This is a genomic window from Sphingomonas sp. CL5.1 (genome assembly GCF_013344685.1).
GTDB lineage: Bacteria > Pseudomonadota > Alphaproteobacteria > Sphingomonadales > Sphingomonadaceae > Sphingomonas.
Genome location: NZ_CP050137.1, coordinates 4,158,648 through 4,182,080 on the forward strand (window position 1 = coordinate 4,158,648; position 23,433 = coordinate 4,182,080).

25 protein-coding genes are annotated in these 23,433 nt (G+C 68.2%); 14 read left to right on the forward strand and 11 right to left on the reverse strand.

All coding sequences use genetic code 11. The features are described from left to right. Positions 1-5: 5 nt before the first annotated feature. Complete coding sequence (locus tag F9288_RS19940; protein WP_174838376.1) at positions 6-3,281, forward strand: error-prone DNA polymerase; 3,276 nt, start codon at positions 6-8, stop codon at positions 3,279-3,281. A gap of 96 nt (positions 3,282-3,377) precedes the next feature. Here F9288_RS19940 and F9288_RS19945 read toward each other — a convergent pair whose 3' ends face one another. After that, complete coding sequence (locus F9288_RS19945) at positions 3,378-3,635, reverse strand: hypothetical protein (RefSeq protein ID WP_174838377.1); 258 nt, start codon at positions 3,633-3,635, stop codon at positions 3,378-3,380. A gap of 107 nt (positions 3,636-3,742) precedes the next feature. After that, complete coding sequence (locus F9288_RS19950; RefSeq protein WP_174838378.1) at positions 3,743-4,744, reverse strand: fumarylacetoacetate hydrolase family protein; 1,002 nt, start codon at positions 4,742-4,744, stop codon at positions 3,743-3,745. 174 nt (positions 4,745-4,918) lie between these two features. Here F9288_RS19950 and F9288_RS19955 point away from each other — a divergent pair, with 174 nt between their 5' ends. From F9288_RS19955 to F9288_RS19965, 3 genes are all read left to right on the forward strand, one after another. Further along, positions 4,919-6,073, forward strand: coding sequence for an acyl-CoA dehydrogenase family protein (locus tag F9288_RS19955; RefSeq protein ID WP_174838379.1), 1,155 nt, complete (start codon positions 4,919-4,921; stop codon positions 6,071-6,073). 37 nt (positions 6,074-6,110) lie between these two features. Then, positions 6,111-6,674 carry a YdeI/OmpD-associated family protein gene (locus tag F9288_RS19960; RefSeq protein ID WP_174838380.1) on the forward strand — a complete coding sequence of 188 codons (564 nt, stop codon included), beginning with the start codon at positions 6,111-6,113 and terminating at the stop codon, positions 6,672-6,674. Between the two features lie 218 nt (positions 6,675-6,892). Then, positions 6,893-8,239: a DEAD/DEAH box helicase gene (locus tag F9288_RS19965; protein WP_174838381.1), complete on the forward strand. Its 1,347-nt coding sequence runs from the start codon at positions 6,893-6,895 to the stop codon at positions 8,237-8,239. A 185-nt stretch (positions 8,240-8,424) separates the two neighbouring features. Here F9288_RS19965 and F9288_RS19970 read toward each other — a convergent pair whose 3' ends face one another. Further along, positions 8,425-9,090: a nitroreductase gene (locus tag F9288_RS19970; protein WP_174838382.1), complete on the reverse strand. Its 666-nt coding sequence runs from the start codon at positions 9,088-9,090 to the stop codon at positions 8,425-8,427. An 81-nt stretch (positions 9,091-9,171) separates the two neighbouring features. On the opposite strand from F9288_RS19970, the gene F9288_RS19975 reads away from it, so the two are divergent. The 4 genes from F9288_RS19975 (at position 9,172) to F9288_RS19990 (ending at position 12,302) form a co-directional block, all read left to right on the forward strand. After that, complete coding sequence (locus F9288_RS19975; RefSeq protein WP_174838383.1) at positions 9,172-10,356, forward strand: acetyl-CoA C-acetyltransferase; 1,185 nt, start codon at positions 9,172-9,174, stop codon at positions 10,354-10,356. 31 nt (positions 10,357-10,387) lie between these two features. Next, positions 10,388-11,170 (forward strand): SDR family NAD(P)-dependent oxidoreductase, encoded by a 783-nt coding sequence (locus F9288_RS19980; protein WP_174838384.1) that lies wholly within the window; start codon positions 10,388-10,390, stop codon positions 11,168-11,170. Between the two features lie 132 nt (positions 11,171-11,302). Next, entirely contained in the window at positions 11,303-11,743 is a 441-nt protein-coding gene (locus tag F9288_RS19985) for a thioesterase family protein (RefSeq protein ID WP_174838385.1), read from the forward strand. Positions 11,744-11,849: 106 nt separating this feature from the next. Further along, positions 11,850-12,302 (forward strand): GNAT family N-acetyltransferase, encoded by a 453-nt coding sequence (locus F9288_RS19990; RefSeq protein WP_174838386.1) that lies wholly within the window; start codon positions 11,850-11,852, stop codon positions 12,300-12,302. A gap of 104 nt (positions 12,303-12,406) precedes the next feature. On the opposite strand, the gene F9288_RS19995 is transcribed toward F9288_RS19990, so the two are convergent. Further along, positions 12,407-13,162 carry an SDR family NAD(P)-dependent oxidoreductase gene (locus F9288_RS19995; RefSeq protein ID WP_174838387.1) on the reverse strand — a complete coding sequence of 252 codons (756 nt, stop codon included), beginning with the start codon at positions 13,160-13,162 and terminating at the stop codon, positions 12,407-12,409. 174 nt (positions 13,163-13,336) lie between these two features. On the opposite strand from F9288_RS19995, the gene dcd reads away from it, so the two are divergent. Next, the gene (gene dcd / locus F9288_RS20000) at positions 13,337-13,891 is read left to right on the forward strand and encodes a dCTP deaminase (protein ID WP_174838388.1); all 555 of its coding nucleotides are present in this window, start codon (positions 13,337-13,339) and stop codon (positions 13,889-13,891) included. A gap of 198 nt (positions 13,892-14,089) precedes the next feature. Here dcd and F9288_RS20005 read toward each other — a convergent pair whose 3' ends face one another. The 4 genes from F9288_RS20005 to F9288_RS20020 all read right to left on the reverse strand — a co-directional run bounded on the left by F9288_RS20005 (position 14,090) and on the right by F9288_RS20020 (position 16,633). Next, the gene (locus tag F9288_RS20005) at positions 14,090-14,518 is read right to left on the reverse strand and encodes a biopolymer transporter ExbD (RefSeq protein WP_174838389.1); all 429 of its coding nucleotides are present in this window, start codon (positions 14,516-14,518) and stop codon (positions 14,090-14,092) included. 25 nt (positions 14,519-14,543) lie between these two features. After that, positions 14,544-15,029: a biopolymer transporter ExbD gene (locus F9288_RS20010; protein WP_174838390.1), complete on the reverse strand. Its 486-nt coding sequence runs from the start codon at positions 15,027-15,029 to the stop codon at positions 14,544-14,546. A 94-nt stretch (positions 15,030-15,123) separates the two neighbouring features. Next, positions 15,124-15,927 carry a MotA/TolQ/ExbB proton channel family protein gene (locus tag F9288_RS20015; protein ID WP_174838391.1) on the reverse strand — a complete coding sequence of 268 codons (804 nt, stop codon included), beginning with the start codon at positions 15,925-15,927 and terminating at the stop codon, positions 15,124-15,126. A gap of 55 nt (positions 15,928-15,982) precedes the next feature. Continuing rightward, positions 15,983-16,633, reverse strand: coding sequence for an energy transducer TonB (locus F9288_RS20020; RefSeq protein ID WP_174838392.1), 651 nt, complete (start codon positions 16,631-16,633; stop codon positions 15,983-15,985). A gap of 231 nt (positions 16,634-16,864) precedes the next feature. On the opposite strand from F9288_RS20020, the gene F9288_RS20025 reads away from it, so the two are divergent. Then, complete coding sequence (locus F9288_RS20025) at positions 16,865-17,761, forward strand: hypothetical protein (RefSeq protein WP_254620981.1); 897 nt, start codon at positions 16,865-16,867, stop codon at positions 17,759-17,761. Here F9288_RS20025 and F9288_RS20030 read toward each other — a convergent pair. Both F9288_RS20030 and F9288_RS20035 read right to left on the reverse strand, forming a co-directional pair. Then, positions 17,736-18,107 (reverse strand): dihydroneopterin aldolase, encoded by a 372-nt coding sequence (locus tag F9288_RS20030; RefSeq protein ID WP_174838393.1) that lies wholly within the window; start codon positions 18,105-18,107, stop codon positions 17,736-17,738. The two genes, F9288_RS20025 and F9288_RS20030, sit on opposite strands and share 26 nt — an antisense overlap. A gap of 41 nt (positions 18,108-18,148) precedes the next feature. Beyond that, entirely contained in the window at positions 18,149-18,781 is a 633-nt protein-coding gene (locus tag F9288_RS20035; protein WP_174838394.1) for a glutathione S-transferase family protein, read from the reverse strand. Between the two features lie 67 nt (positions 18,782-18,848). Here F9288_RS20035 and F9288_RS20040 point away from each other — a divergent pair, with 67 nt between their 5' ends. Genes F9288_RS20040 through F9288_RS20055 form a run of 4 tightly spaced genes read left to right on the forward strand, consistent with a single transcriptional unit; the run spans position 18,849 to position 21,749 of the window. Next, positions 18,849-19,370: a GNAT family N-acetyltransferase gene (locus F9288_RS20040; RefSeq protein WP_174838395.1), complete on the forward strand. Its 522-nt coding sequence runs from the start codon at positions 18,849-18,851 to the stop codon at positions 19,368-19,370. A gap of 38 nt (positions 19,371-19,408) precedes the next feature. After that, on the forward strand, positions 19,409-19,969 hold the full coding sequence (locus F9288_RS20045) for a DUF1285 domain-containing protein (protein ID WP_174838396.1): 561 nt from the start codon (positions 19,409-19,411) through the stop codon (positions 19,967-19,969). Beyond that, entirely contained in the window at positions 19,966-20,568 is a 603-nt protein-coding gene (locus F9288_RS20050; RefSeq protein ID WP_174838397.1) for a CoA pyrophosphatase, read from the forward strand. The genes F9288_RS20045 and F9288_RS20050 overlap by 4 nt, the downstream gene beginning before the upstream one ends. Next, positions 20,556-21,749, forward strand: coding sequence for a CCA tRNA nucleotidyltransferase (locus F9288_RS20055; protein WP_174838398.1), 1,194 nt, complete (start codon positions 20,556-20,558; stop codon positions 21,747-21,749). The genes F9288_RS20050 and F9288_RS20055 overlap by 13 nt, the downstream gene beginning before the upstream one ends. On the opposite strand, the gene F9288_RS20060 is transcribed toward F9288_RS20055, so the two are convergent. After that, complete coding sequence (locus F9288_RS20060) at positions 21,719-23,383, reverse strand: bifunctional diguanylate cyclase/phosphodiesterase (RefSeq protein WP_174838399.1); 1,665 nt, start codon at positions 23,381-23,383, stop codon at positions 21,719-21,721. The genes F9288_RS20055 and F9288_RS20060 overlap by 31 nt on opposite strands. Between the last annotated feature and the right edge of the window lie 50 nt (positions 23,384-23,433).

Genomic DNA, 23,433 nt, shown 5'->3' on the forward strand with positions numbered 1-23,433 from the left:
CGGCCATGACCTACAGCGAGCTTCAGGTCACCACGCATTATTCCTTCCTGCGCGGCGCATCGTCGTGCGAGGAATTGTTCGCCACCGCCGCGCTGCTCGGCATCCCGGCGCTGGGGATCGTCGACCGCAATTCGGTTGCCGGGCTGGTCCGCGCACTGCGCGCCGCCGAGCATGTCGGCAATGTCCGCGCCATTCCCGGCTGCCGGCTCGATCTGGTCAGCGGCGATTCGGTGCTGGTGTGGCCGCAGGATCGCGCCGCGTGGAGCCGCCTCACTTCCCTGCTCAGCATCGGCAAGGCGCGCGCCGACGCGCGGCGCGGGGAGAAGGGCAGATGCTTCCTGCACTGGGACGATCTCGCCGCCCGCGCGGAGGGGCTGGTCGCCGCGCTGGTCGCCGATCACGTGCCGGACGAGCGCGCGCTGCGCTGGATGGCGGATGTGTTCGGCGGCGACGGGAGCAACGGCGGGCGCGGCCATGTCTGCCTCACGCATCATCGCCGGCCGGGCGATGCGCCGCGTCTCCACGAAACCGCGCTGGCGGCGGAGGCGTTCGGCCTGACCCCGCTTGCCACCGGCGACGTGCTCTACCACCATCCCTTCCGGCGGATGTTGCAGGATGTCGTCACCGCGATCCGCGAGAAGACGACGATCGACGACCTCGGCTTCCACCGCGAACGTCATGCCGACCGCCACCTCCAGCCGCCGGAGGAGATGGCGCGCCGCTTCCGCGATCATCCGCGCGCGCTGGCGGCGGTGGAGGCGGTGGTCGAGCGCTGCGCCTTCTCGCTGCGCGACCTCACCTATCAATATCCCGACGAGATCGTCATCCCCGGCAAAACCGCGCAGGAGGCGCTGGCCACGCTGGCGTGGAACGGCCTGAAGCATCGCTTCGGCGGGAACCCGTCCAAAGCGCATCGCGAACTGCTCGACCGCGAGTTGAAGCTGGTCGAGAAAATGGATTACGCGCCCTATTTCCTGACGGTCAATTCGATCGTCCAATATGCGCGCAGTCAGGAGATCGTCTGTCAGGGGCGCGGCAGCGCGGCCAATTCGGTGATCTGCTTCGCGCTCAACATCACCTCGATCGACCCGGTCAAACATCAACTGCTGTTTGAGCGCTTCGTCTCCGAGGAGCGCCGCGAGCCGCCCGACATCGACGTCGATTTCGAACATGAGCGGCGCGAGGAGGTGATCCAGTGGATCTACCGGGATTACGGCTATGAATATACCGCGCTCACCGCCGTCGTCATCCGCTTCCGCTCGCGCAGCGCGATCCGCGAGGTGGGCAAGGCGCTCGGCCTGCCGGAGGACATGACCACCGCGCTCGCCGGGCAGGTGTGGGGCTGGTCGAACGACGGCGTGCCGGCGCATCACGTCACGGCGCTCGGTCTCGATCCGAACGAGCCGCGCCTCGCGCTGGCGCTGGAATTGGCGCACGCGCTGATCGGCACGCCGCGTCACTTGTCACAGCATCCCGGCGGCTTCGTGCTGACGCGCGATCCGCTGCGCGATCTGGTGCCGATCGAGCCGGCCGCGATGGCCAATCGCTATGTGATCGAATGGGAGAAGGAGGATATCGAGTTCCTCGGCTTCATGAAGGTCGATATCCTCGGGCTGGGGATGCTGGGCTGCATGCGCCGCGCCTATGAACTGCTGGCCGCGCACAAGGATATCCACCTCAACCTCTCCAGCCCGCTGATGCAGGAGGATGATCCGAAGACCTTCGAGATGATCTGCCGCGCGGACACCTTGGGCGTGTTCCAGATCGAGAGCCGCGCGCAGATGTCGATGCTGCCGCGCATGAAGCCGGCGAATTTCTACGACATCGCGATCCAGGTGGCGATCGTGCGGCCGGGGCCGATCCAGGGCGGGATGGTCCATCCCTATCTGAAGCGGCGGATGCTGCCCCCGGAGGAGCAGGAGAAACTGGATTATCCCAGTCCCAGGCTGCGCGGCGTCCTCAAGAAAACCTTGGGCGTCCCTCTGTTTCAGGAACAGGCGATGCAGGTGGCGATCATCGGCGCCGATTTCTCGCCCGGCGAGGCGGACAACCTCCGCCGCGCGATGGCGACGTTCAAGTCCACCGGCGGCGTCGGCAAGTTCCGCGGGCCACTGATCAACGGAATGCTCCGTAACGGCATCACGCTCGATTTCGCCGAGCGGCTGGTGAAGCAGATCGAGGGCTTCGGCAGCTACGGCTTCCCCGAAAGCCACGCGGCGAGCTTCGCCAAGATCGCCTATGCCTCGTCATGGATGAAATGCCATCATCCCGAGGTGTTCTGCGCCGCGTTGCTCAACGCGCAGCCGATGGGCTTCTACGCCCCGGCGCAGATCGTGCGCGACGCCCGCGCGCACGACGTGGAGATACGCCCGGCCTGCGTGGTGGAGAGCGAGTGGGATACGACGATCGTCGGCAAGGCCCGCCCCGGCACGGACGATCGCCTGCCGCTGCGGCTCGGCCTGCGCATCGTCGCGGGGCTGTCGGCGGAACATGCCGGGAAGATCGTCACCGCGCGCGGCGAGCGCCCATTCGCCTCGATCGCGGACGTATGGCGGCGATCGGGCGTGCCGCTCGCGGCGCTGGAGCGGCTCGCCAAGGCCGATGCCTTCGCCGGCATGGGGCTGGACCGGCGGCAGGCCTTATGGGCGATCCGTGGGCTGGGGGAAAAGCCGCTGCCGCTGCTCGCCGCGCTGGAGACGCGCGAAACACCAGTCTATCTCAAGGCGCTGACCGCCGGGCGCGAGGTGGTGGAGGATTATCGCGCCACCCAGCTTTCGCTGCGCCCGCACCCGCTCACCTTCCTGCGCGGCGAGTTGAAGCGGCGCGGGATCGTGCCTTGCGCCGATCTGGCGACGATCCCGGACGGGCGGATGGTGGACCTCGCCGGGCTGATCCTCGTCCGCCAGCGGCCGGGGAGCGCCAAGGGCGTGCTGTTCCTGACGATCGAGGACGAAAGCGGCATCGCCAACGGCATCCTCTGGCCCGACCGGTTCGAGGCGCAGCGGCGCATCATCATGTCGTCCGCGATGGTGGCGATCCGGGGACGGGTGCAGAAGGAGGGGATCGTGATCCATGTGGTGACGGAGCGCGTCACCGACCTCACCTGGCTGCTGCGGCAGGTGGGCGACGTCGACATGCCGCGCCTCGTGCCGCACGGATCGGCCGGACCCGGCGGCCCCGATCGCGGCGAGGAGGAATGGCGCCCCCATCCGCGCACCGACTATCATTTCCGTGACCGCCGGGCGGACGTGATCCCGATCCGCAGCCACGATTTCCATTAGGCTCGCAAGCTCAAGGTCGCGGCGCGCGCGCCTACCCCCGGCCGTTCCCGCGCGAGCGGCAACGGCCCCGGCGATCACGCCGGGACCGTCACGACTTCACTTCGCCTTGTGATGACGGACGTGATGGACGCGGCGATGCTTCGCATGATGCGCGCGCTTCGCGTGGTGCTTCTTCACCATATGATGCTTCTTCGCGACATGATGGCGCGCATGCCGCACATGGGTCGCCGACCGGGCGCCCTGCACGCAATTGTCGCGCACCGTCGCCGAGCAGGGCGGATAGTCCGCCGCCGACGCGGTGCCCGCCGTCAGCATCCCCAGTGCGAACGCGCCGAGAAGGACGATCTTTTTCATGATCTTTCACCTCCGTCTTGTTTTCTTCGTCCGCGCCCGCCGAAGCATCGACCGGCACGCGGCATGACTTTGCCTACAAGCTCCATGAATGCCCAGTTAATTCGTGGTCATCCGACCGTCTGCTCGATCACGCCGAAGATCGGATGGTGGCGATCGTCCTCCGCCCAGATGCGCACCGTGTCGCCGCGCTTGAGGAACGGGGTGGCGGGCTTGCCCGACAGGATCGTCTCGACCGTGCGCACCTCGGCAAGACAGCAATAGCCCACGCCGCCCTCACCGATCGGCTTGCCCGGCCCGCCACCGGCATCGCGGTTCGAGACGGTGCCGGAGCCGACGATCGTCCCCGCCCCCAGCGCGCGCGTCCTGGCGGCATGGGCGATCAGCGTGCCGAAATCGAAGGTCATGTCCACGCCCGCCTCGACCCGGCCGAACGGCGCGCCGTTGACGTCGACCATCAGCTTGCGATGCAGCTTGCCGTCCCGCCACCAGTCGCCGAGGCTGTCCGGCGTCACGAACACCGGCGAGAAGGCGGAGGCCGGCTTCGACTGGAAGAAGCCGAAGCCCTTGGCCAGCTCGCCGGGAATCAGGTTGCGCAGCGACACGTCGTTGGTGAGGCCCACCAGCCGGACCGCCGCCAGCGCCTCCTCGCGCGTCGCGCCGAGCGGCACGTCGCCGGTGACGACCACCACCTCCGCCTCCAGATCGCAGCCCCAGCTTTCGTCCGCCAGCGGAATCGCGTCGCGCGGGCCGAGGAAGCCGTCCGATCCGCCCTGGTACATCAGCGGATCGTGCCAGAAGCTCTCCGGCATCTCGGCATTGCGCGCCTGCCGCACCAGCGCGACATGGTTCACATAGGCCGACCCGTCCGCCCATTGATAGGCGCGCGGCAGCGGCGCGGCGGCGTCATGCTCGTGGAAGCGTTCACGCGGGATCGTCTCATGCTCCAGATCGGTCGCGAGCAGCTCGAGCGCGGGCGCGATCCGGTCCCAATCGTCCAGCGCCGCCTGCAAGGTGGGGCACAGGTGGCTGGCGTCGGCATACCAGGCCAGATCATTGGAAACGACGACGAGCCTCCCATCGCGACCGTGCTTCAGGCTAGCTAGTTTCATTTGTTACGATCTCCTTCGCCCGCTCCTTGCCGCGAATGGCCGGCTGAGTCGAGAGCGTGGGCTGCTATGCGGCTCCGCGCAACCTGCGACAGCGCGCCATAACAAAAGTTACTTGACCCCTCGCCCCGCCGCCGCGACAAGGCGCGCAACTGTCTTGGGAGAGGATTTCCACGCATGTCGCTCGATACCGTCGCCGGCCGTTTCGCCTATAACGAGGATCACGAGGCGTTCCGCCAGACGGTCCGCAGCTTCCTCGCGAAGGAAGGCGTGCCCCATGCCGACCAGTGGGAGAAGGACCGGCTGGTGCCGAAATCCTTCTGGCAACAGGCCGGCGAGATCGGGATGCTCTGCCCCACCGTGCCGGAGGCTTATGGCGGCCTGGGTCTCGATTTCGGCTATAACGCGATCGTCGACGAGGAAATGGCCTATGCCGGCGTGCCGGCGGGCTTCTCGCTCCAGTCCGATATCGTCGCGGGCTATATGGAGAATTACGGCTCGGAGGAGCAGAAGAAGGAGTGGTTCCCGAAGATGGTTTCGGGCGACGTGATCACCGCGATCGCGATGACCGAGCCGGGCACCGGCAGCGACCTTCAGGCGATCCGCACCACGGCGCGCAAGGATGGCAATCACTACGTCATCAACGGCTCGAAGACCTATATCACCAATGGCCAGAACACCGACCTGACGCTGGTCGTCGCCAAGACCGATCCCGACGCGCAACCGGCGTGGAAGGGCATGTCGATCATCCTGGTCGAGAGCGACCGCGAGGGCTTCAAGAAGGGCCGCAAGCTCGACAAGATCGGTCAGGACGCCGCCGACACCTCCGAGCTGTTCTTCGAGGACGTGCGCGTGCCAATCACCAACTGCCTCGGCGAGGAAGGCATGGGCTTCATCTATCTGATGAGCCAGTTGCCGCAGGAGCGCCTGTCGATCGCGGTCTCCTGCCAGGCGTCGGCGCAGAAGGCGTTCGACGACACCGTCGCCTTCACCAAGGACCGCAAGGCGTTCAAGGGCACGGTGTTCGATTTCCAGAACACCCGCTTCGTGCTGGCAGACCTCAAGGCCAAGCTCCAGATCGGCTGGGCGCACCTCGACTGGGCGATCGCGCGCCACCTGAAGGGCGAGCTGACCAACGAGGAAGGCGCGGCGGCCAAGCTGTGGCACACCGACCTGCAATGGGAAGTGATGGACAAGTGCCTCCAGTTGCACGGGGGGGCCGGGTATATGAACGAGTACCCCATTGCCCGGATGTGGCGCGGGGCGCGGGTCAGCCGGATCTATGGCGGGACGAACGAGATCATGAAGGAAGTGATTTCGCGCAAGCTGTAACGGGTTGCAGGCGCGGCCACGTCCGCGCCGGTCGCGCATGGCGCGAGCAACGCGTTCGGCCGGCGGACGGGCGCGGCTTCACGCGCCCGATCCGGCCGACGGCTTTGCCGGCGGCGAGCCTCTTGCGCACGACAGTGCGGAGGCGCCATCCTTCGTACCGATGCCGCCCGCGATCACCTTCACCGTCACTCCGCGCTTCGACGGCGACATGTCCGCCATCCCGATCGGGTTCGACCAGCGCGCGGTATTCGGCATGGCGCGGCCGCCGGTGGTGGTGACGATCAACGGCTACAGCTATCGCAGCACGATCGCGATCATGCGCGGCGAGACGTTCGTGCCGCTCCGCCGCTCGCACCGCAAGGCGGCCGGCGTGATCTCCGGCCAGGCCTATGATGTGACACTCGCCCTCGACACCGCGCCGCGCACCGTCGACCTGCCCGACGACCTCGCCGCCGCGCTGGATACGGTCGGCGCGCGGGCCGGGTGGGACGCGCTGAGCTTCACCACGCGGCGCGAGCATGTCGAGACGATCGCCGCCGCCAAACGCCCGGAAACGCGGGACAAGCGCGTCTCCGCCGCGGTGGCCGCCGCGAGTCGCTGAATCGGGCGTTTCCCCTTTATCCCTTGACTTTTCGCGCGTCAGCCCGCATCTGCCCGCCGGTCGAGGCGTTCAAAACGCAGCGTGATCGGGCCTATCGGCCCCGGCTCCGCCTCGATTGTCGTTCGGGCATCCCAAGTCACGCGGGGCGTCAATCTTCCCCGCCTCCGCGCGCGCCGTCCGGCCCGCGCGGCCCGGCATATTTGCAGGTATTCCATTCCATGACCTTTTCCGACCTCGGCCTGACCGACGCGCTCGTCCGCGCGCTCGAGACCAAGGGCTATGAGACCCCCACTCCGATCCAGCGCGACGCCATCCCGATCGTGCTGACCGGCCGCGACCTGCTCGGCATCGCGCAGACCGGCACCGGCAAGACGGCGGCGTTCGTGCTGCCCTCGATCCAGCGGCTCGCGGATTCGCATAAGAAGCTGCTGCCGACGCATTGCCGCATGCTCGTCCTCGCGCCGACGCGCGAGCTGGCCAGCCAGATCGCCGAGAACGCGCGCGCCTATGGCCGCAACTCGCGGCTGTCGGTCGCCACCGTGTTCGGCGGCACCAGCATCAACAAGAACAGGAACGACCTGTCGCGCGGCGTCGATATCCTCGTCGCGACGCCCGGCCGGCTGCTCGACCTGGTCGAGCAGGGCTATTGCAACCTGTCGATGCTCGAGATCCTCGTGCTCGACGAGGCCGACCAGATGCTCGACCTCGGCTTCATCCACGCGCTGCGCAAGATCGTGAAGATGGTGCCGCGCCGCCGCCAGACCCTGTTCTTCTCCGCCACCATGCCGGAATCGATCCGCGAGCTGGCGGGCAAGTTCCTGCACGAGCCGGAAACGGTGTCGGTCGTCCCGGCCGCCACCACCGCCGAGCGCGTCGACCAGTTCGTCACCTTCGTCAACCAGCAGGAGAAGCAGGCCTTGCTCACCATGCTGCTGACCGACGAGCGGATCGACCGCGCTTTGGTGTTCACCCGCACCAAGCATGGCGCGGACCGCGTGGTGCGGCTGCTCGCCGGCAACGGCATCGCCGCCAACGCGATCCACGGTAACAAGAGCCAGCCGCAGCGCGAGCGCGCGCTGGTCGCGTTCCGCTCGGGCGAGGTGCCGATCCTCGTCGCGACCGACATCGCCGCGCGCGGCATCGACATCTCGGGGGTGAGCCATGTGCTCAACTTCGAGCTGCCCAACGTGCCGGAGCAATACGTCCACCGCATCGGCCGCACCGCGCGCGCCGGGGCGAGCGGCGTCGCCATCTCCTTCTGCGCGGAGGACGAACGCCCCTATCTGCGCGATATCGAGAAGCTGACGCGGCTGCGCGTGCCGGTCCGCGCGCTGCCGGCGGACTTCCTCAAGCGCGGCGAGGCGCTGAAGGCCGCCCGCGTCCGCGTCGCCGGCCCCGATCCGGCCCCGCGCGAGGATCGCCCGCGCGGCCCCGCCCGGCCGCGCGCGACGCACCAGCCGGTCAAGACGCGCGACTATGCCAACGCCAGCCGCCGGCGCGGTGGCGGCGGACGTGGACGCGGCGGTCGCGGCCGTGGCGGTCAGGGCGTCCCGGCCAACGGGTAAGGTAGCCTGGGGCCGATCGCCATTCAGGAGATGGCGGAGCGAAAATGGTGGTTTTGCGCGAACCGGCGCGCAGCGTACTTCCAGTACGTGAGCACCGGAAGCACGCAAAAGCGCCATTTGCAGCCCGCCAGAACTGAATGGCGATCGGCCCTAGCTCCTCCCCTGTGGGGGAGGAGCGAATTGCGTCACGAAAATTCCGTCAGCCACTCCGTTTCCGGCGCTCTTGGCGCATAGGTGCGGTTGGCCGGCTCGTCCTTGTCCTCGTAACCGATCGCCACGCCGCAGAACAGCATCCGCTCGGGCGGCGTGCCGAGGAAGCCTTCCACCGTCGCGGGATAGACCGCCCAGCATTCCTGCGGGCAGGTCGCCAGCCCGGCCTCCACCGCGAGCAGCATCAGGTTCTGGAGGTACATGCCGAGGTCGGCCCATTGCGGCGGCCCCATGCGGCGGTCGACCGTCACGAAATAGCCCGCTGGCGCGCCGAAGAACTGGAAGTTGCGCGAGAACCAGATCGCCCGCGCGCGCCGGTCCTCGCGCGGGATGCCGAGGTTGCCGTAGAGCAACTCCCCGATCTGGAAGCGGCGCCTGTCCATCGCCTCCGGCATCTCGCGCGGATAGATGTCATAGCCGGGCGTCTCGCTCTCGCGCCGCTCGATCTTGCCGCGCATGATCTCCTTCAGCCGCGCCATCGACGCGCCGTGGACGATATCGATGTGCCACGGCTGGAGATTCCCCCCCGTCGCCGCGCGCGCGGATTTCAGCGCCAGTTCCCGCAGCAGCGCCGGATCGACCGGGCGATCGAGGAAACCGCGCACCGATCGCCGCGCCTGCACCGCCTCGCTGACATTCATTCGCTTCTCCACCTCTTGCCGTCTGCGCCGATCCGCGCCAAATGCGGTTGCGGGATAACATCTGTTATGGAGAGTCGGAAGATGCCCGAGGCGTATATCGTCGAAGCGGTGCGGACGGCCGGGGGACGGCGTGGCGGCAGGCTTGCCGGCTGGCACCCGGTGGACCTCGCCGCGAAGGTGCTGGATGCGGTGGTAGAGCGGTCGGGGATTCCGGGCGCGGCGGTCGAGGACGTCATCATGGGCTGCGTCAGCCAGGGCGGCGAGCAGGCCGGGCAGGTCGGCCGCAACGCCGTGCTCGCATCGAAGCTGCCCGAAAGCGTGCCCGCCGTCACGATCGACCGCCAGTGCGGCTCCTCGCAGCAGGCGATGCAGTTCGCGGCGCAGGCGGTGATGTCCGGCACGCAGGACGTGGTGATCGCGGCCGGCGTGGAGAGCATGACGCGCGTGCCGATGGGCTCGACCTTCAAGCTGTTCTACGATGCCGGCCTCGGCAAGAACAAATCGCCGGGGCTGGAGGAGAAATATCCCGGCATCGTCTTCAACCAGTTCGCCGGCGCGGAGATGATCGCGAAGAAATACGGCTTCACGCGCGAGGCGCTGGACGAATTCTCGCTCGGCTCGCACCGCAAGGCGGTCGCCGCGACGCAGGCGGGCAGGTTCAGGGACGAGGTCGTGCCCGTCGAGATCGACACGCCCAAGGGCAAGGAACAACATACCGCCGACGAGGGCATCCGCTACGACGCCTCGCCGGAGGGCATGGCGGGCGTGAAGAAGCTCTCCGAGGAAGGCGTGCTGACCGCCGCTTCCTCCAGCCAGATCTGCGACGGGGCGAGCGCGGTGCTGATCGTCAGCGCCGATGCGCTCAAGAAATACAATCTCAAGCCGCTGGCGAAGATCGTCGGCCTCACCGTCACCGCCGGCGATCCGGTGGTGATGCTGGAGGAGCCGCTGTTCGCGACCGACAAGGCGCTGAAGAAGGCCGGCCTCACGATCGACGACATCGATCTCTATGAGGTGAACGAGGCATTCGCCTCCGTGCCGATGGCGTGGCTCAAGCATACCGGGGCGAAGGCCGACCGGCTCAACGTCAACGGCGGCGCGATCGCGCTTGGCCACCCGCTCGGCGCATCGGGCACCAAGCTGATGTCGACCCTGGTGCACGAACTGCGCAAGCGCGGCGGCCGCTACGGCCTCCAGACGATGTGCGAGGGCGGCGGCGTCGCCAACGTGACGATCATCGAGAATTGCGACTGGAAGGCGGCCTGAGCCGCCATCCCACAGGAAAGAAAGGGTTAAGATGAAGCTCGACAACACTATCTCCGCCGTCGTCACCGGCGGTGCCTCCGGCCTCGGCGCGGCGACCGCGCGGCTGCTCGCCTCGAAGGGCGTGAAGGTCGCGATCTTCGACCTTCAGGAAGAGAAGGGCGAGGCGGTCGCCAGGGAACTGGGCGGCGTATTCTGCAAGGTCAACGTCACCGACGACGCATCGGTCGACGAGGGCTTCGCCAAGGCGCGCGCGGCCAACGGGCAGGAGCGCATCCTCGTCAACTGCGCCGGCACCGGCAATGCGATCAAGACCGCGAGCCGCAGCAAGGAAGACGGCTCGATCAAGCACTTCCCGCTCGATGCGTTCAACTGGATCATCCAGATCAATCTCGTCGGCACCTTCCGCTGCATCGCCAAGTCGGCGGCCGGCATGATGACGCTCGATCCGCTGGAGGATGGCGAGCGCGGCGCGATCGTCAACACCGCTTCGGTCGCGGCGGAGGATGGCCAGATGGGCCAGGCGGCCTATTCCGCGTCCAAGGGCGGCGTGGTCGGCATGACGCTCCCGATCGCGCGCGACCTGATGGGCGAGGGCATCCGGGTCAACACGATCCTGCCGGGCATCTTCAACACCCCGCTGCTGGCCGCCGCGCCGCAGAACGTAAAGGACGCGCTGGCCGCCTCCGTGCCCTTCCCGAAGCGGCTCGGCGACCCGGCGGAATATGCCGCGCTGGCGACGCTGATGATCGAGAACGGCTATTTCAACGGCGAGGACGTCCGCCTAGACGGCGCGATCCGCATGGCGCCACGGTGAGCCGCAGGCGGCACGCGGATAGCAATGCTATCCGCGAGACCGCCAAGGCCGGCCGGCGGGTCGCGCAGCGAACCCGTCCGACAACGCGGGATTGACTCCCGCGTCGGCCCGTTCGTCGCAAAGGACAACCACATGCCCCGCCCCGCCGCATGGCGTCTCTCGCCCGACGCCTATCCCGTCCGCGAGCAGGTCCAGACGCGCTATCAGGATCTCGACACCAACGGGCATCTCAACAACGTCGCCTTCGCCGCGCTGTTCGAGACGTCGCGGGTGCGGATGAACCGTGCGCTCGGCATGTGGGAGAAGGTGGACGGCTTCCGCGCCGTGGTCGCGCGCAACGAGATCAACTATCTCGCGGAAGGCAGCTTCCCCGATCCGGTCGAGATCGCGATCGGCATCGGCCGGATCGGCAACCGGAGCTGGGAGATGCTCGCCGCGATGTTCCAGAACGGCCATCCCATCGCCACCTGCGACACGGTGATCGTGATGACCGCCCCGGCTGGCGAAACGCTGCCTGCTGCGCTGCGCGAGCGGCTGGAGGAATTGGGGATCAGCGGCAATCAGGTGCCGTAGGGGCTGATCGCATCGTTTGAGGACATGCGGATTGCCAGACACGTTGACGCAATAAATCGGACGCTGGAATGCGCCGGTCACAAAATCATCGACCATCAGCTGCATCATGATCGCAAATTCCACCCAATTGCGCCAAATCACATCTCTGCACGATGGGATTCTGCCGCTCTCGGCCGAAGCGGAAGGCGAAGGTCATCGCTTCATGCGACGTCTTCAGGATGAATGGAACTCCGGCACAAACCGTTTCGCAGGCCATGGAGAATGTCTTCTTGGCGCTTACGTTGACGGGCACATCGTCGCCATAGGTGGACTCAACAAAGATCCATACATCCCGGCCGCCACTGTCGGTCGGCTACGGCACGTCTATGTATCTTCTTCTGCACGGCGACAGAGGATCGGGACTATCCTGGTGAAGCATATTGCGGACAAGGCTTCCCGAACTTTCACCACCCTGCGCCTCCGCACGACAACGACTGAAGCCGCCGCCTTCTACGAACGCCTTGGCTTCCGAAGAACCGACGAAGAGGCTGCAACGCACGTCCTCGACTTGCGCGCTTGATAGCCGGCTCCCGGGCGCGGGCGGCTGGAGCGCCCCCTAATGACAGCGACTAGCGCGCCGACCCTTCCTTGTACGCAAGACGAAGCCTCGTCCCATCCCGCCCCCTACAGCGACTGCCCGTCGTCCACGTCGATCACCCCGCCCGTCACCTGCGCGGAGGCGTCCGACGCGAAATAGAGCATCAGCGGGTCGAGCGCGGTGATGTCCATCATCCGCTTGCGATGGAACGCCGCGATCTGCTTCGCGCCGCCTTCGGTCTGGAACCAGTCGCCGGCGATCTCGGTCTGGACGTAGCCCGGCTGGATCACGTTGACGTTGATCCCCTGCCGCACCCATTCGCGCGCGAGGTTGCGGCCGAGGTGCGCCACCCCCGCCTTCGACGCGGCATAGGCGCTGTCGCCCTGCCCGGTCAGATGCGCCGTGATCGAGCCGATGATGATCGCCCGCCCCTTGCCGCTCTCGCGCGAGCCGGCGGCCATCAGCCGTTTCGCACCCTCGCGCAACGTCAGATAGGCGCCGAGGAAATTGGCGTCGAGCAGCTGCCGCAACCCATCCACCGACACCTCGGTCGAGCGTCCGGCATGGCTCATCCCCGCATTGGCGACGATCGTGTCGACCGTGCCGAAGCGCGCTTCCGCCGCGTCGTAAGCGGCGATGGTCGAGGCTTCGTCGCCGACGTCGAGCGACACCGCCAGCGCATCCGCGCCGATCTCCGCCGCCAGCGCCTCGACGCGCTCGACGCGGCGCGCGCCAAGCACGACCTTCGCGCCCGCCTTCACATAGAGCCGCGCGAAATGCACGCCGAAGCCCGAGGACGCGCCCGTGATCAGCGCCACTCGCCCGTCCAGCCTGAAATCCATCGCTTTCCTCCCGCTTCCCTCGTTTGCGAAGCAGCGTTGCGCGGCGGTTCCGCCCGCGTCAACCGGCAATCCGGGCCAGCGCCGTCACCCTTCCGCGCCGGCGAATCGCCCTCCCCTCTTGCCAGCGTCGCGGCGCCCGGCGAAAGCGGGTGGAGGAGCAAGAGGAACCACCTGATGTCCATCCTGTCCGACCGCTGGATTCGCGAACGCGCGCGCGCCGACGGCATGATCGAGCCGTTCGTCGAGGCGCAGCGGCGCGACGGCTGCATCAGCTACGGCCTGTCCTCCTACGGCTATGACGCGAGGGTCGCCGACGAGTTCAAGATCTTCACCAATGTCGACAATGCGGTGGTGGACCCCAAGGATTTCGCCGCGAACAGCTTTGTCGACCGCAAGACCGACGTGTGCATCATCCCGCCCAACAGCTTCGCGCTGGCGCGGACGGTGGAATATTTCCGCGTGCCGCGCGACGTGCTGGTGATCTGCCTCGGCAAGTCGACCTATGCGCGCTGCGGGATCATCGTGAACGTCACCCCGCTGGAACCCGGCTGGGAGGGACATGTGACGCTGGAGTTTTCGAACACCACGCCGCTGCCCGCGAAAATCTACGCCAACGAGGGCGCGTGCCAGTTCCTCTTCCTGCAAGGCAACGAACCGTGCGAGACGAGCTACGCCGATCGCGCGGGCAAATATATGGGGCAGCAGGGGGTTACGCTGCCGCGGCTGTGAGAAGCGGCGGCGACCCGGCCGCTCTCCCGCATCGTCATCGCGCGGCGCTGGCCTGGGCCTGATCCGGCGCCGGGCTTTCGATTGCGCTGGCGCTGGATACCCCTGGCCGCATCCCCGGCGAACGCACCCGTCAAAGAAAAAAGGCGGCCCCGCGAGGAGCCGCCTTCCATCATCTACGTGATCCGATGGCCGAAGCCGTCAGAAATCGCGATAATATTGCTCGTTCCCGATGAAGCCGAGCTTGGTCACCTTCGAACGCTTGATCACCGCGAGGGTGCGATCAACCGCCTCGTAGCGCGCCTGCCGGTCGGGCTGGAAGTGCAGCTCCGGCTCCGGGACCATGCCCGCCGCCACGTCGAGATACTGACGCAGCGTGACCATGTTCACGGGCGTGCCGTTCCAGGTAACCGTACCGTCGATCGCGATCGCGACCACGTTCTTGTCCGGCTCGACCGGCGGCGGGGCCTGATTTGCCTGGTTCTGGGGCAGATCGACCTTCACCGCGTGGGTCTGGATCGGGATGGTGATGATGAACATGATGAGGAGCACGAGCATGACGTCGATCAACGGCGTCGTGTTCATTTCCATCATCGGCTCGCCGTCGTCGCGGCCACCACTCATTGCCATGTTATGTTACTCCTGACCGCGTCGCTTACAGCCGCTCGGGGTTTTCACCCGGCGGTGGCTCCGAAATGAAGCCAACCTTCGCGAAGCCGGCCATCTGCATGTTGAAGATCGCGCCGCCGATGCAGTGCCACGGCGTATTCACGTCGCCGCGGATATGCGCTTCCGGCAGTTCCAGGCCGGGGGCGTTGACGCCACCCTGCCGGGCGATCTCGGCCTTGAGCTTGGCTACCGCGCGATCGAGCAGCTCCTGATGGGTCACCGGGGTCATCCCCCAATAGACCTTGCAGCTGCCGTCCGGCGCGGTCGTGATCGAGAGCGACACGTTCTCGGGCTTGGTCGTGGTCGGGTCGAAACGCACGTCGGGAAGCTTGAGCTTCACCGTCTGGATCACGACCGGAACCGCGATAAGGAAGATGATGAGGAGCACCAGCATGACGTCCACCAGCGGGGTCGTGTTGATGTCCGACATCGGGGTTTCGGTGGAGGAATCACCACCAACGCTCATCGCCATGTGTCAGGCTTTCCTACTCATTCCGCCGCCGGGGTATGCCCCGCCGGCCGGTCGGCAGGGGTGCGCGAGGGCGCCCCTGCCTCCCCTATTCATCTCACGCGCGGGTCTGGGCACCACCGGTCTGACCGGCGGTGGTGGTCGCCGCGGCGGGCTTGGCCGGAGCCGGCTTGGCGGCACCCGGAGCAGCCGGACGGACCGCGCCGTTCGAGGCGATGTAGCCGAGCACGTCGTTCGAGAAGGCCGACAGATCTTCCGCGATCGACTTGTTGCGGCGCTGCAGCCAGTTGTAGGCGAGCACCGCCGGCACCGCCACGACGAGGCCGAGCGCGGTCATGATGAGCGCCTCACCGACCGGGCCGGCGACCGCGTCGATCGACGCCTGGCCGGCGGCGCCGATCTTGATGAGCGCGCGGTAGATGCCGATAACCGTGCCAAACAGGCCGATGAACGGCGCGGTCGCGCCCACCGTCGCGAGGAACGCGAGGCCGCTGCCCAGCTTCGAGTTGATCGACGCTTCCGAACGCGCCAGCGAGCCATGCACCCAGTCATGCGCCTCGACCGGATCGGTCAGCTTGCCGTGCTGGTCCTGCGCCGCGAGACCGTCGTCGACGATCTGCTTGTAGGCCGAGTTCTTCTCGAGCTTGGCCGAGCCTTCGCGCAGCGAGTTCGAATTCCAGAACGCCGCGCGGACGCGCTTGGCCTGGTTGATGATCTTCTGCTGCTCGAACAGCTTCGAGAACAGGATGTAGAACGACACGATCGACATCAGCACGAGGATGCTGAACACGGTCTGCGAGATCAGGCCGCCCTCACGGAGCGCGGGGAGCAGGCCGTACGGGTTGTCGCCCTTGGCAGCCGGCGCGGCGGCGGCGGCGGCGGCGAGAATGGTGGTGATCATAAAGTTGCTAGTCCCTTGAATATCGAATGGCGTCAGAAGGTGGAGTGGAAGCGGGTCATTCCGGAATGACCCACTTCACCGGCAGTGTCGCCCTGGACGCGATCGGCTGGCCGTTCTCGTCCTTGGCAGGCGTGTAGCGGACGCGGCTCTTGGCGATCCGGCACGTTGCCTGGTCTAGCGCGGCGCTGCCGCTCGACGACGTCACTTCACAGTCGGCTACGCGGCCATCGGTGCCGATGGTGAGGGAAGCGACGACGCGCCCCTGCTCACCCGCACGCAACGCTGACGGCGGATAATTGTCCGAGTTGAAGTATTGCCCCGGGTTCCCCTTCGCGACGGCCGCCTGCGAGATGCGCGGCGGAGCGGGCGGCGGAGGCGGCGGAGGCGGCGCCTCGACCGGCCGCGGCGGCGGCGGGACCGGCACGCTGATTATGGGCGGCGCAACCGTCGGCGCCGAGACGATCGGCGGCGGCGTCACGACCGGCGGCGGCGTCATCGGCACGTCCGGCGGCGGGGGCGGCGGTTCGTCCGGCGGCGGGGGCGGCGGCTCCTCGACGTCGAACGTATTTAACTTCTCCGACACCTTTTTCACGTATTGGTACGCGAGGCCGGTGACGAAGGCATAGCCGAGCGCAAGATGGATCGCCGCCACGATAATGATCGCGACGACCTTGCTCCCGCTCATCTTCTGGTCAGCGTAGGCCATTCAGCAGTGAAACTCCCTCATCCCTAGGGCCACTAGGGCCGGACCCCCGATCCAGCGCATCGAACCGGCGGCCCAGTACGTCCGTAGGCTAGAACATGCCACGGTACGGCGCGAGTCCTATCGCGACGTTTCGGGGCGTGCAAACGCTTTGTCTGGCGCAACAAACGTACGATCCCCACATGGCAGATTTATTTCTGTATCGGAAGGTGCCGATGGCGTAATCCAAACGGCATGAAAACCCTGACGTTTCCTTGCGCCCTGGCGGCCGCCGGGCTGGCCTTTTCCGCCGTTTTTCCCGCATTTGCGCAGCAGCCGCCGTTCATGGCGGAAGCCGGGCCGCCGGCCCCGCCCTATGCCGACATGGCCGATCTGGTGATCGCCAGCCCGCTGGTGATCGATGCGACGATTCGTTCGACTTCTAAGATAAAACCGGCCGAAGCGGCCGGACTCGCCCCCGGCGCGACCCGTTTCTACGTCGAGGCGGACGTCAACGCGCTGATCCGCGGCCCCGGCGCGATCCCGCCGCGCATCGGCTACCTGCTGGATGCCGCGCCCGATCCGCTGGGGCGCACGCCCAAGTATAAGAAATCACGCGTTCTTTTGTTCGCGCGCCCGGTCGCCGGGCAAGGCGGGCAGGTGCAGCTCGTGTCGCCGGGCGCGCAGCTCGGCTGGTCGCCCGCGAGCGATGCGCTGGCGCGGCGAATCACCGGCGAGGTTCTGGCGGCCGACGCGCCGCCGGTGGTGGTGGGGATCGGCAACGCCTTCCACGTCCCCGGCTCGCTGCCGGGCGAGGGCGAGACGCAGATCTTCCTGCGCACCGCCGACCGCCGCCCTGTCTCGCTCTCGATCCTGCGCCGCCCCGGCGAGCAGCCGCGCTGGGCGGTCGCGCTCTCGGAGATCATCGACGACGCGGCGGCGCCGCCGAAGCCCGATACCCTGCTATGGTATCGCCTCGCCTGCGCCCTGCCGCGCGCGTTGCCGGACGACAGCGTGGCTTCCCTTTCCGAAAGCGATTCCGCGCAGGCGCGCGAGGATTACCGATTCGTTCTCGAACGCCTGGGGCCGTGCGGGCGCACCGGCGCGACGGCGGCCGGGCAGCCGGTCAGCGGCGGTGACGGACCAGGGTGATCCCGATCGATTCGCCGGCCTCGGCGATCGCCAGCTTGACGATCTTCACCGTCACCCGCCGCACGCGCTGATCCTGGAGGAACAGCGTGTCTGCGATATGGTCCGCCACGCCCTCGATCAGCGTGAAATGCACGCCGGGCGGCAGCGCGCTCGTCGCCGCGCGCTTCAGGTCGAGATAGTTCTTCGACGCGCTGAGCGGCGTATCCGGCGCGAAATGCGCGGGCGCGTCGAGCTGGACGCCGATCGAGATGCGCAGCGGCTGCGGCAGGTGCGTCTCCTCCGAATAGATGCCGGTGAGCACCGGCACCTCCAGATCGTGCACTTCGAGTTCGAGGCTGTCGTCCATCGCGCGGCCCCTAGGCCCACCCCCGCGCCGGGGCAAGCCGGTCAGGCCGCGGCGCTGGGCCTCGCGCTCGCCGCCGCATGCCAGCGGCGCAGGTTCGCCGCCGATTCCGGCATCGTGAGCCTGGCCGACTTCGCGAAGTCGATCGTCGCCAGCGCGGTGATGTCGGCGAAGGTATAGTCCTCCCCGGTCACCCACGGCCGCGTCGCCAGTTCCTTGTCGAGCATCGCGACGAACATGTCCCACATGATCGTGCCGCGCGCGGCGAGCTGCGGGATCTGCGCCATTTCCGGCCATTTCCCCGCCGCCCCGCGCCCGGTGAAGGCGGGATTGCCGTTGCGCAGCACATAGACGGCGGCGGCATAGCCCTCGCTCTCGATTCGCCGCGTCGCGCTCTCGATCCGCGCGATCTCCAGCGGGGTGCGGCCGAACAGCGGCGGATCGGGCTGCACGGCCTCGAAATAGCGGCAGATCGCCGCCGATTCGCAGATCACCTCGCCATCGTCGAGTTGCAGCGCGGGCACCATCCCGCGCGGGTTGATCGCGAGGTAATCCGGGCCGAGCTGCTCATCCTTGCGCAGGTCGATCATCACCCGCTCGATGGCGATCCCCTTCTCGGCCAGATAGATCCGCACCCGCCGGGGGCTGGGCGCCCAGACTGCATCGAAAAGCTTCACGGCGTCATTCCACTTGCGTTCGGACGCGCTATCGCTAATCCGCGCCGCCCTTGGCGTCCATCGGGGAATGAGGCGGGTGATCGAGCTTACGGGACTGGACAAGGTGGATGGGAACGCGGTGGAGGCATTGCTCGACCGCGCGTTCGGCAGCGACCGCCACGGCCGCACCGCCTATCGCCTGCGCGCCGGCACCGCCGCGATCTCCGCGCTCAGCCTCGCCGCGCTCGACGACGGCGCGCTGGTCGCGACGATCCAGTGCTGGCCGGTGGTCTTCTCCGCCGACGACGGGCGCGTCGTCCCGCTCACCCTGCTCGGCCCGGTCGCGGTCGAGCCGGGGCGACAGCGCGACGGGATCGGGCGGATGCTGATGACGGCATGCCTCGACGCCGCCGCCCACGCGGAGCTGGACGATGCGATCATGCTGATCGGCGACCCGGAATATTATGAGCGCTTCTTCGGTTTCAGCGCCGCGCGCACCGCCGGCTGGCGCCTTCCCGGCCCGGTCGAGCGGCATCGCCTGCTCGCGCGCGGCGGTGGCGTGCCGGCGGGCGGCGGGACGATCGGCCCGCGCGCGGCGATGGCGGCCTGACCTTTACGGGGCGCGCCCCCTCCCCTAGTCCCGCGGACATGCCGATGGCCCCGCCCCCCGATTTCGAGACGCTGACGATCGCGGACATCGCGCGGCTGGCGGAGGGCGACCGCCTGCCCCCGGTCGAGCGCTGGCACCCGACGCATTGCGGCGACAGCGAGATGCGCATCGCGCGGGACGGCACCTGGTATCACCAGGGTTCGCCGATCGGGCGGCAGGCGATGGTGTGCGCGTTCAGCCGCATCCTGCGCCGCGAGCCGGACGGGGGATATGTCCTCGTCACCCCGGTCGAGAAGCTCGATATCGCGGTGGAGGACGCGCCCTTCGTCGCGGTGGAGATGAAGGCGGAGGGCGAAGGGCGCGACGCGGTGCTGGCGTTCCGGCTCAACACCGGCGATCTCGTCACCGCCTCGGCCGAACATCCGCTGCGCTTCGTCGAGCATGACGACGGCCCCCACCCCTATCTGCACGTGCGCGGCGGGCTGGAGGCGCTGGTGGCGCGCGCGGTCTATTACGACCTCGCCGAGCGCGCGCTGGCGGGAGACGACGAGCCACCCGGCGTGTGGAGCGCCGGCGCCTTCTTCCCGCTGCTGCCATGAGCGACCTCATCGAGCGCCTCCACCGCGCGCTCGCCACCGGCCTCACCGAAACGCCCGTGCTGCTGACCGGCGACCGCGCCGACCTCGATCTCGGGCCGGACGAGATGATGCGCCCGGCGGCGGTGCTGGTGCCGGTCACCGATCGTCCGCGCCCCGGCGTGATCCTCACCCGCCGCCCGGAGACGATGCGCCGCCACGCCGGGCAGGTCGCCTTCCCCGGCGGCCGGCTCGATCCGGGCGAGGACGCGGTGACGGCGGCGCTGCGCGAGGCGGAGGAGGAGATCGCCCTGCCGCGCGCCGCGGTGACGGTGATCGGCGCGGTCGATCGCTATCGCACCGTCACCGGCTTCCTGGTGACGCCGGTGGTCGGCGTGGTGCCGCCCGACCTGCCGCTCGTCGCCAGCGAGGCGGAGGTGGCGGCGGTGTTCGAGGTGCCGCTCGACTTCCTGCTCGACACCGCCAACCATGTCGAGGCGACGGTGGAGTGGCAGGGCCACGAGCGCCATTATTACGAGATCAACTGGGACGGCCATCGCATCTGGGGCGCGACCGCCGCGATGATCGTCAACCTCGCGCGGCGGCTGAGATGGACGATGTAACCGACGGAAAGACCATGCTTCCCGCCGCCGCATGGCGCGACCGGCCGGGCCTCGACAGGCTCGCGGCGGCGCTCGGCGCGGCAGCGGGCGAGGCGCGCTACGTCGGCGGCGCGGTGCGCGACACGCTGCTCGGGCTGGACGTGGCCGACATCGACATCGCCACCCGCCATGCTCCCGCGGAAGTGATCGCGCGGCTGAAGGCGGCGGGCATCAAGGCCGTCCCCACCGGCATCGAGCATGGCACGATCACCGCCGTCTCCAGCGGCACGGTGGTCGAGGTGACGACCCTGCGCCGCGACGTCTCCACCGACGGCCGCCGCGCCACCGTCGCCTTCACCGACGACTGGCGCGAGGATGCCGCGCGGCGCGATTTCACGATGAACGCGCTCTATGCCGATCCGCTGACCGGCGAGCTGTTCGACTGGTTCGGCGGGCTGGACGACCTTGCCGCCGGGCGCGTGCGCTTCATCGGCGACCCATATCAGCGGATCGCCGAGGATCATCTGCGCATCCTGCGCTTCTTCCGCTTCCACGCGCGGTTCGGCGACGCGATCGACGCCGAGGGGCTGGCCGCCTGCACCGATCGCGCCAACGACCTGATGGCGCTGTCGCGCGAGCGGATCGCGGCGGAGCTGCTGCGGCTGCTCGTCGCGGCCAATGCGGTGCCGGTGGTGGCGCTGATGATCGAGCGCGGCATCCTCCGCCCGGTGCTGCCCGAGATCACCGACGCCGCCGGCCTCGCCGCGCTCGCGGCGCGCGAGGCGGCCGAGGGCCTCGCGCCCGACGCGATCCGCCGCCTCGCTGCGCTGATCGCCCCCGATGCGGCGGAGGGCGTCGGCGCGCGGCTCAAGCTGTCGAACGCCGATCGCAAGCGCTTGCGCGCGGCGCATGACGGGCCGGGCGACGAGGGGCCGCGCGCACTCGCCTACCGCGCCGGGCCGGCGATCGCCACCGACCGGCTGCTGCTTGCGGGAGAGAGCGTCGCGGCGCTCACGGGCTGGACGCCGCCGCGCCTGCCGATCGGCGGCGGCGAGATCGTCGCGCGGGGGGTGGCGAAAGGACCGGAGGTCGCGCGGCTGTTGCGCGCGGTGGAGGACGAGTGGATCGCGCGCGGCTTCCCCGACGCGGCGGAGACGATCGCGATCGCCGATCAGTTGTTGAGCTCGCACAGCAGCCGATAGGCCGCTTCCGCTTCCACCGGCGGCGAATAGGCATAGCCCTGCCCGCAGGTGCAGCCGAGCGCGGCGAGCGTCTGCCCCACCTCGATCGCCTCGATCCCCTCGGCCACCGTATCCATGTTGAGCGCGGCGGCGAGGCCCAGCACCGCGCGGACGATCGCCACCTTGTCGCGATCGGCCAGCATCCCGGTGATGAAGCTGCGGTCGATCTTGAGGATGTCGATCGGCAGCTTCTGGAGATAGGCGAGGTTCGAATAGCCGGTGCCGAAATCGTCCATCGCGATCGTCGCGCCGAGCGCCTTCAGCGCGTGCAGCACGCGCGCGATCCGCTCCGGCTCGGACACCAGCGCGCTTTCGGTCAGCTCCAGCCGCAGGCGGCGCCCGGACAGGCCGTGCTGGTCGAGCGCGGCGGCCACCACCGGCGCCACCGCGTCGCGCTGCAACTGGATCGCGGAAAGGTTCACCGCCATCGAGACGCCGCAGTCGCCGCCCGCGCGCAGGTCCCACGCCGCCAGCGTCCGCACCGCCTGGTCGATCGCCCAGCGGCCGAGCGGCAGGATCAGCCCCGATTCCTCCGCCACCGCGATGAACCGCGCGGGCGATTGCGCGCGCCCCTCCTCGTCGGTCCAGCGCGCCAGCGCCTCGAAGCTGACGACCCGCCCGGTCGAAAGATCGCAGATCGGCTGGAAGTGCAGCGTGAGCTGCCGTTCCTCGATCGCGCGGCGCAATGCGGTTTCCAGCGCGAACTCCTCGCCCGCGCGCAGGAACGCCTGATTCTGATACGCTTCCGCCCGCCCGCTCTGCTTGGAGCGTTTCACCGCGAATTGCGCGTGGCGGATCACGTCCTCCGCCTCCGCCACCGTCTCGTCGACATAGGCGATGCCGATCGAGCAGGAGACGTGGATCTGATAGTCGCTGAGGCGGAAGGGCGTGGCGAGCACCGCGCGGATGCGCTTGGCGACATGCTCCGCCTCGTCGCGGCTCTCGTCGATCGACAGCAGGATGCCGAATTCGTCGCCGCCGGTGCGCGCCAGCACGTCGCGCGCGCGCAACGCGCCCTTGATCCGCCGCGCCAGCGCCATCAGCAGCTCGTCGCCCGCCATGCTGCCGAGGCAGGCGTTGATCCGGCTGAAGCGATCGAGATCGAGCACGATCACCGCGCAATCGCCGTCACCGGCGGCGATCACCTTCTCCAGCATGTCGCCGAAGCCACTGCGATTGGGCAGCCCGGTCAGGCTGTCGATCGTCATCTCGCGGCGCAGGCTCTGCTCGGTGCGCATCTCGCTGGTGTGGTCGACGAAGCTGACCATGCAGCGCGGCTCGGCGCGGAAGCCGACGCGCGCCAGCGTCACCGTGAAATGGCGCCGCTCCACCGTCTCCCCGATGGTCCAGTCGAACTCCGCGCGCGTTTCGCCCAGATCGAGGAAGGCGGCGATGCGCGGGGCGATCTCGTCCAGCGCGCGATCCAGCCCGAGCCGGCGGCAGATGCTGTTCGGCATCTCGCGCACCAACCGGCCATCGTCGAAGCCGGCGATCACCGCCGCGATCGGCAACAGCTCAAGCGCCCCCTCCGCCGCCGTCATGCCGGCGGGCATGACCAACGGGATGCCATTCGCGAAGGCTGCCCCTTTTTCCATTCACGATCCGTCTGGCATATGGATCGTTAACGATGACCTAAATTTACAAT

Bases quoted from the DNA above. Each gene is read 5' to 3' on its own strand.
- F9288_RS19940 (WP_174838376.1), top strand. From the start codon at position 6: ATGACCTACAGCGAGCTTCAGGTCACCACGCATTATTCCTTCCTGCGC.
- F9288_RS19945 (WP_174838377.1), bottom strand. From the start codon at position 3,635: ATGAAAAAGATCGTCCTTCTCGGCGCGTTCGCACTGGGGATGCTGACG.
- F9288_RS19950 (WP_174838378.1), bottom strand. From the start codon at position 4,744: ATGAAACTAGCTAGCCTGAAGCACGGTCGCGATGGGAGGCTCGTCGTC.
- F9288_RS19955 (WP_174838379.1), top strand. From the start codon at position 4,919: ATGTCGCTCGATACCGTCGCCGGCCGTTTCGCCTATAACGAGGATCAC.
- F9288_RS19960 (WP_174838380.1), top strand. From the start codon at position 6,111: ATGGCGCGAGCAACGCGTTCGGCCGGCGGACGGGCGCGGCTTCACGCG.
- F9288_RS19965 (WP_174838381.1), top strand. From the start codon at position 6,893: ATGACCTTTTCCGACCTCGGCCTGACCGACGCGCTCGTCCGCGCGCTC.
- F9288_RS19970 (WP_174838382.1), bottom strand. From the start codon at position 9,090: ATGAATGTCAGCGAGGCGGTGCAGGCGCGGCGATCGGTGCGCGGTTTC.
- F9288_RS19975 (WP_174838383.1), top strand. From the start codon at position 9,172: ATGCCCGAGGCGTATATCGTCGAAGCGGTGCGGACGGCCGGGGGACGG.
- F9288_RS19980 (WP_174838384.1), top strand. From the start codon at position 10,388: ATGAAGCTCGACAACACTATCTCCGCCGTCGTCACCGGCGGTGCCTCC.
- F9288_RS19985 (WP_174838385.1), top strand. From the start codon at position 11,303: ATGCCCCGCCCCGCCGCATGGCGTCTCTCGCCCGACGCCTATCCCGTC.
- F9288_RS19990 (WP_174838386.1), top strand. From the start codon at position 11,850: ATGATCGCAAATTCCACCCAATTGCGCCAAATCACATCTCTGCACGAT.
- F9288_RS19995 (WP_174838387.1), bottom strand. From the start codon at position 13,162: ATGGATTTCAGGCTGGACGGGCGAGTGGCGCTGATCACGGGCGCGTCC.
- dcd (WP_174838388.1), top strand. From the start codon at position 13,337: ATGTCCATCCTGTCCGACCGCTGGATTCGCGAACGCGCGCGCGCCGAC.
- F9288_RS20005 (WP_174838389.1), bottom strand. From the start codon at position 14,518: ATGGCAATGAGTGGTGGCCGCGACGACGGCGAGCCGATGATGGAAATG.
- F9288_RS20010 (WP_174838390.1), bottom strand. From the start codon at position 15,029: ATGGCGATGAGCGTTGGTGGTGATTCCTCCACCGAAACCCCGATGTCG.
- F9288_RS20015 (WP_174838391.1), bottom strand. From the start codon at position 15,927: ATGATCACCACCATTCTCGCCGCCGCCGCCGCCGCCGCGCCGGCTGCC.
- F9288_RS20020 (WP_174838392.1), bottom strand. From the start codon at position 16,633: ATGGCCTACGCTGACCAGAAGATGAGCGGGAGCAAGGTCGTCGCGATC.
- F9288_RS20025 (WP_254620981.1), top strand. From the start codon at position 16,865: ATGAAAACCCTGACGTTTCCTTGCGCCCTGGCGGCCGCCGGGCTGGCC.
- F9288_RS20030 (WP_174838393.1), bottom strand. From the start codon at position 18,107: ATGGACGACAGCCTCGAACTCGAAGTGCACGATCTGGAGGTGCCGGTG.
- F9288_RS20040 (WP_174838395.1), top strand. From the start codon at position 18,849: ATGAGGCGGGTGATCGAGCTTACGGGACTGGACAAGGTGGATGGGAAC.
- F9288_RS20045 (WP_174838396.1), top strand. From the start codon at position 19,409: ATGCCGATGGCCCCGCCCCCCGATTTCGAGACGCTGACGATCGCGGAC.
- F9288_RS20050 (WP_174838397.1), top strand. From the start codon at position 19,966: ATGAGCGACCTCATCGAGCGCCTCCACCGCGCGCTCGCCACCGGCCTC.
- F9288_RS20055 (WP_174838398.1), top strand. From the start codon at position 20,556: ATGGACGATGTAACCGACGGAAAGACCATGCTTCCCGCCGCCGCATGG.
- F9288_RS20060 (WP_174838399.1), bottom strand. From the start codon at position 23,383: ATGGAAAAAGGGGCAGCCTTCGCGAATGGCATCCCGTTGGTCATGCCC.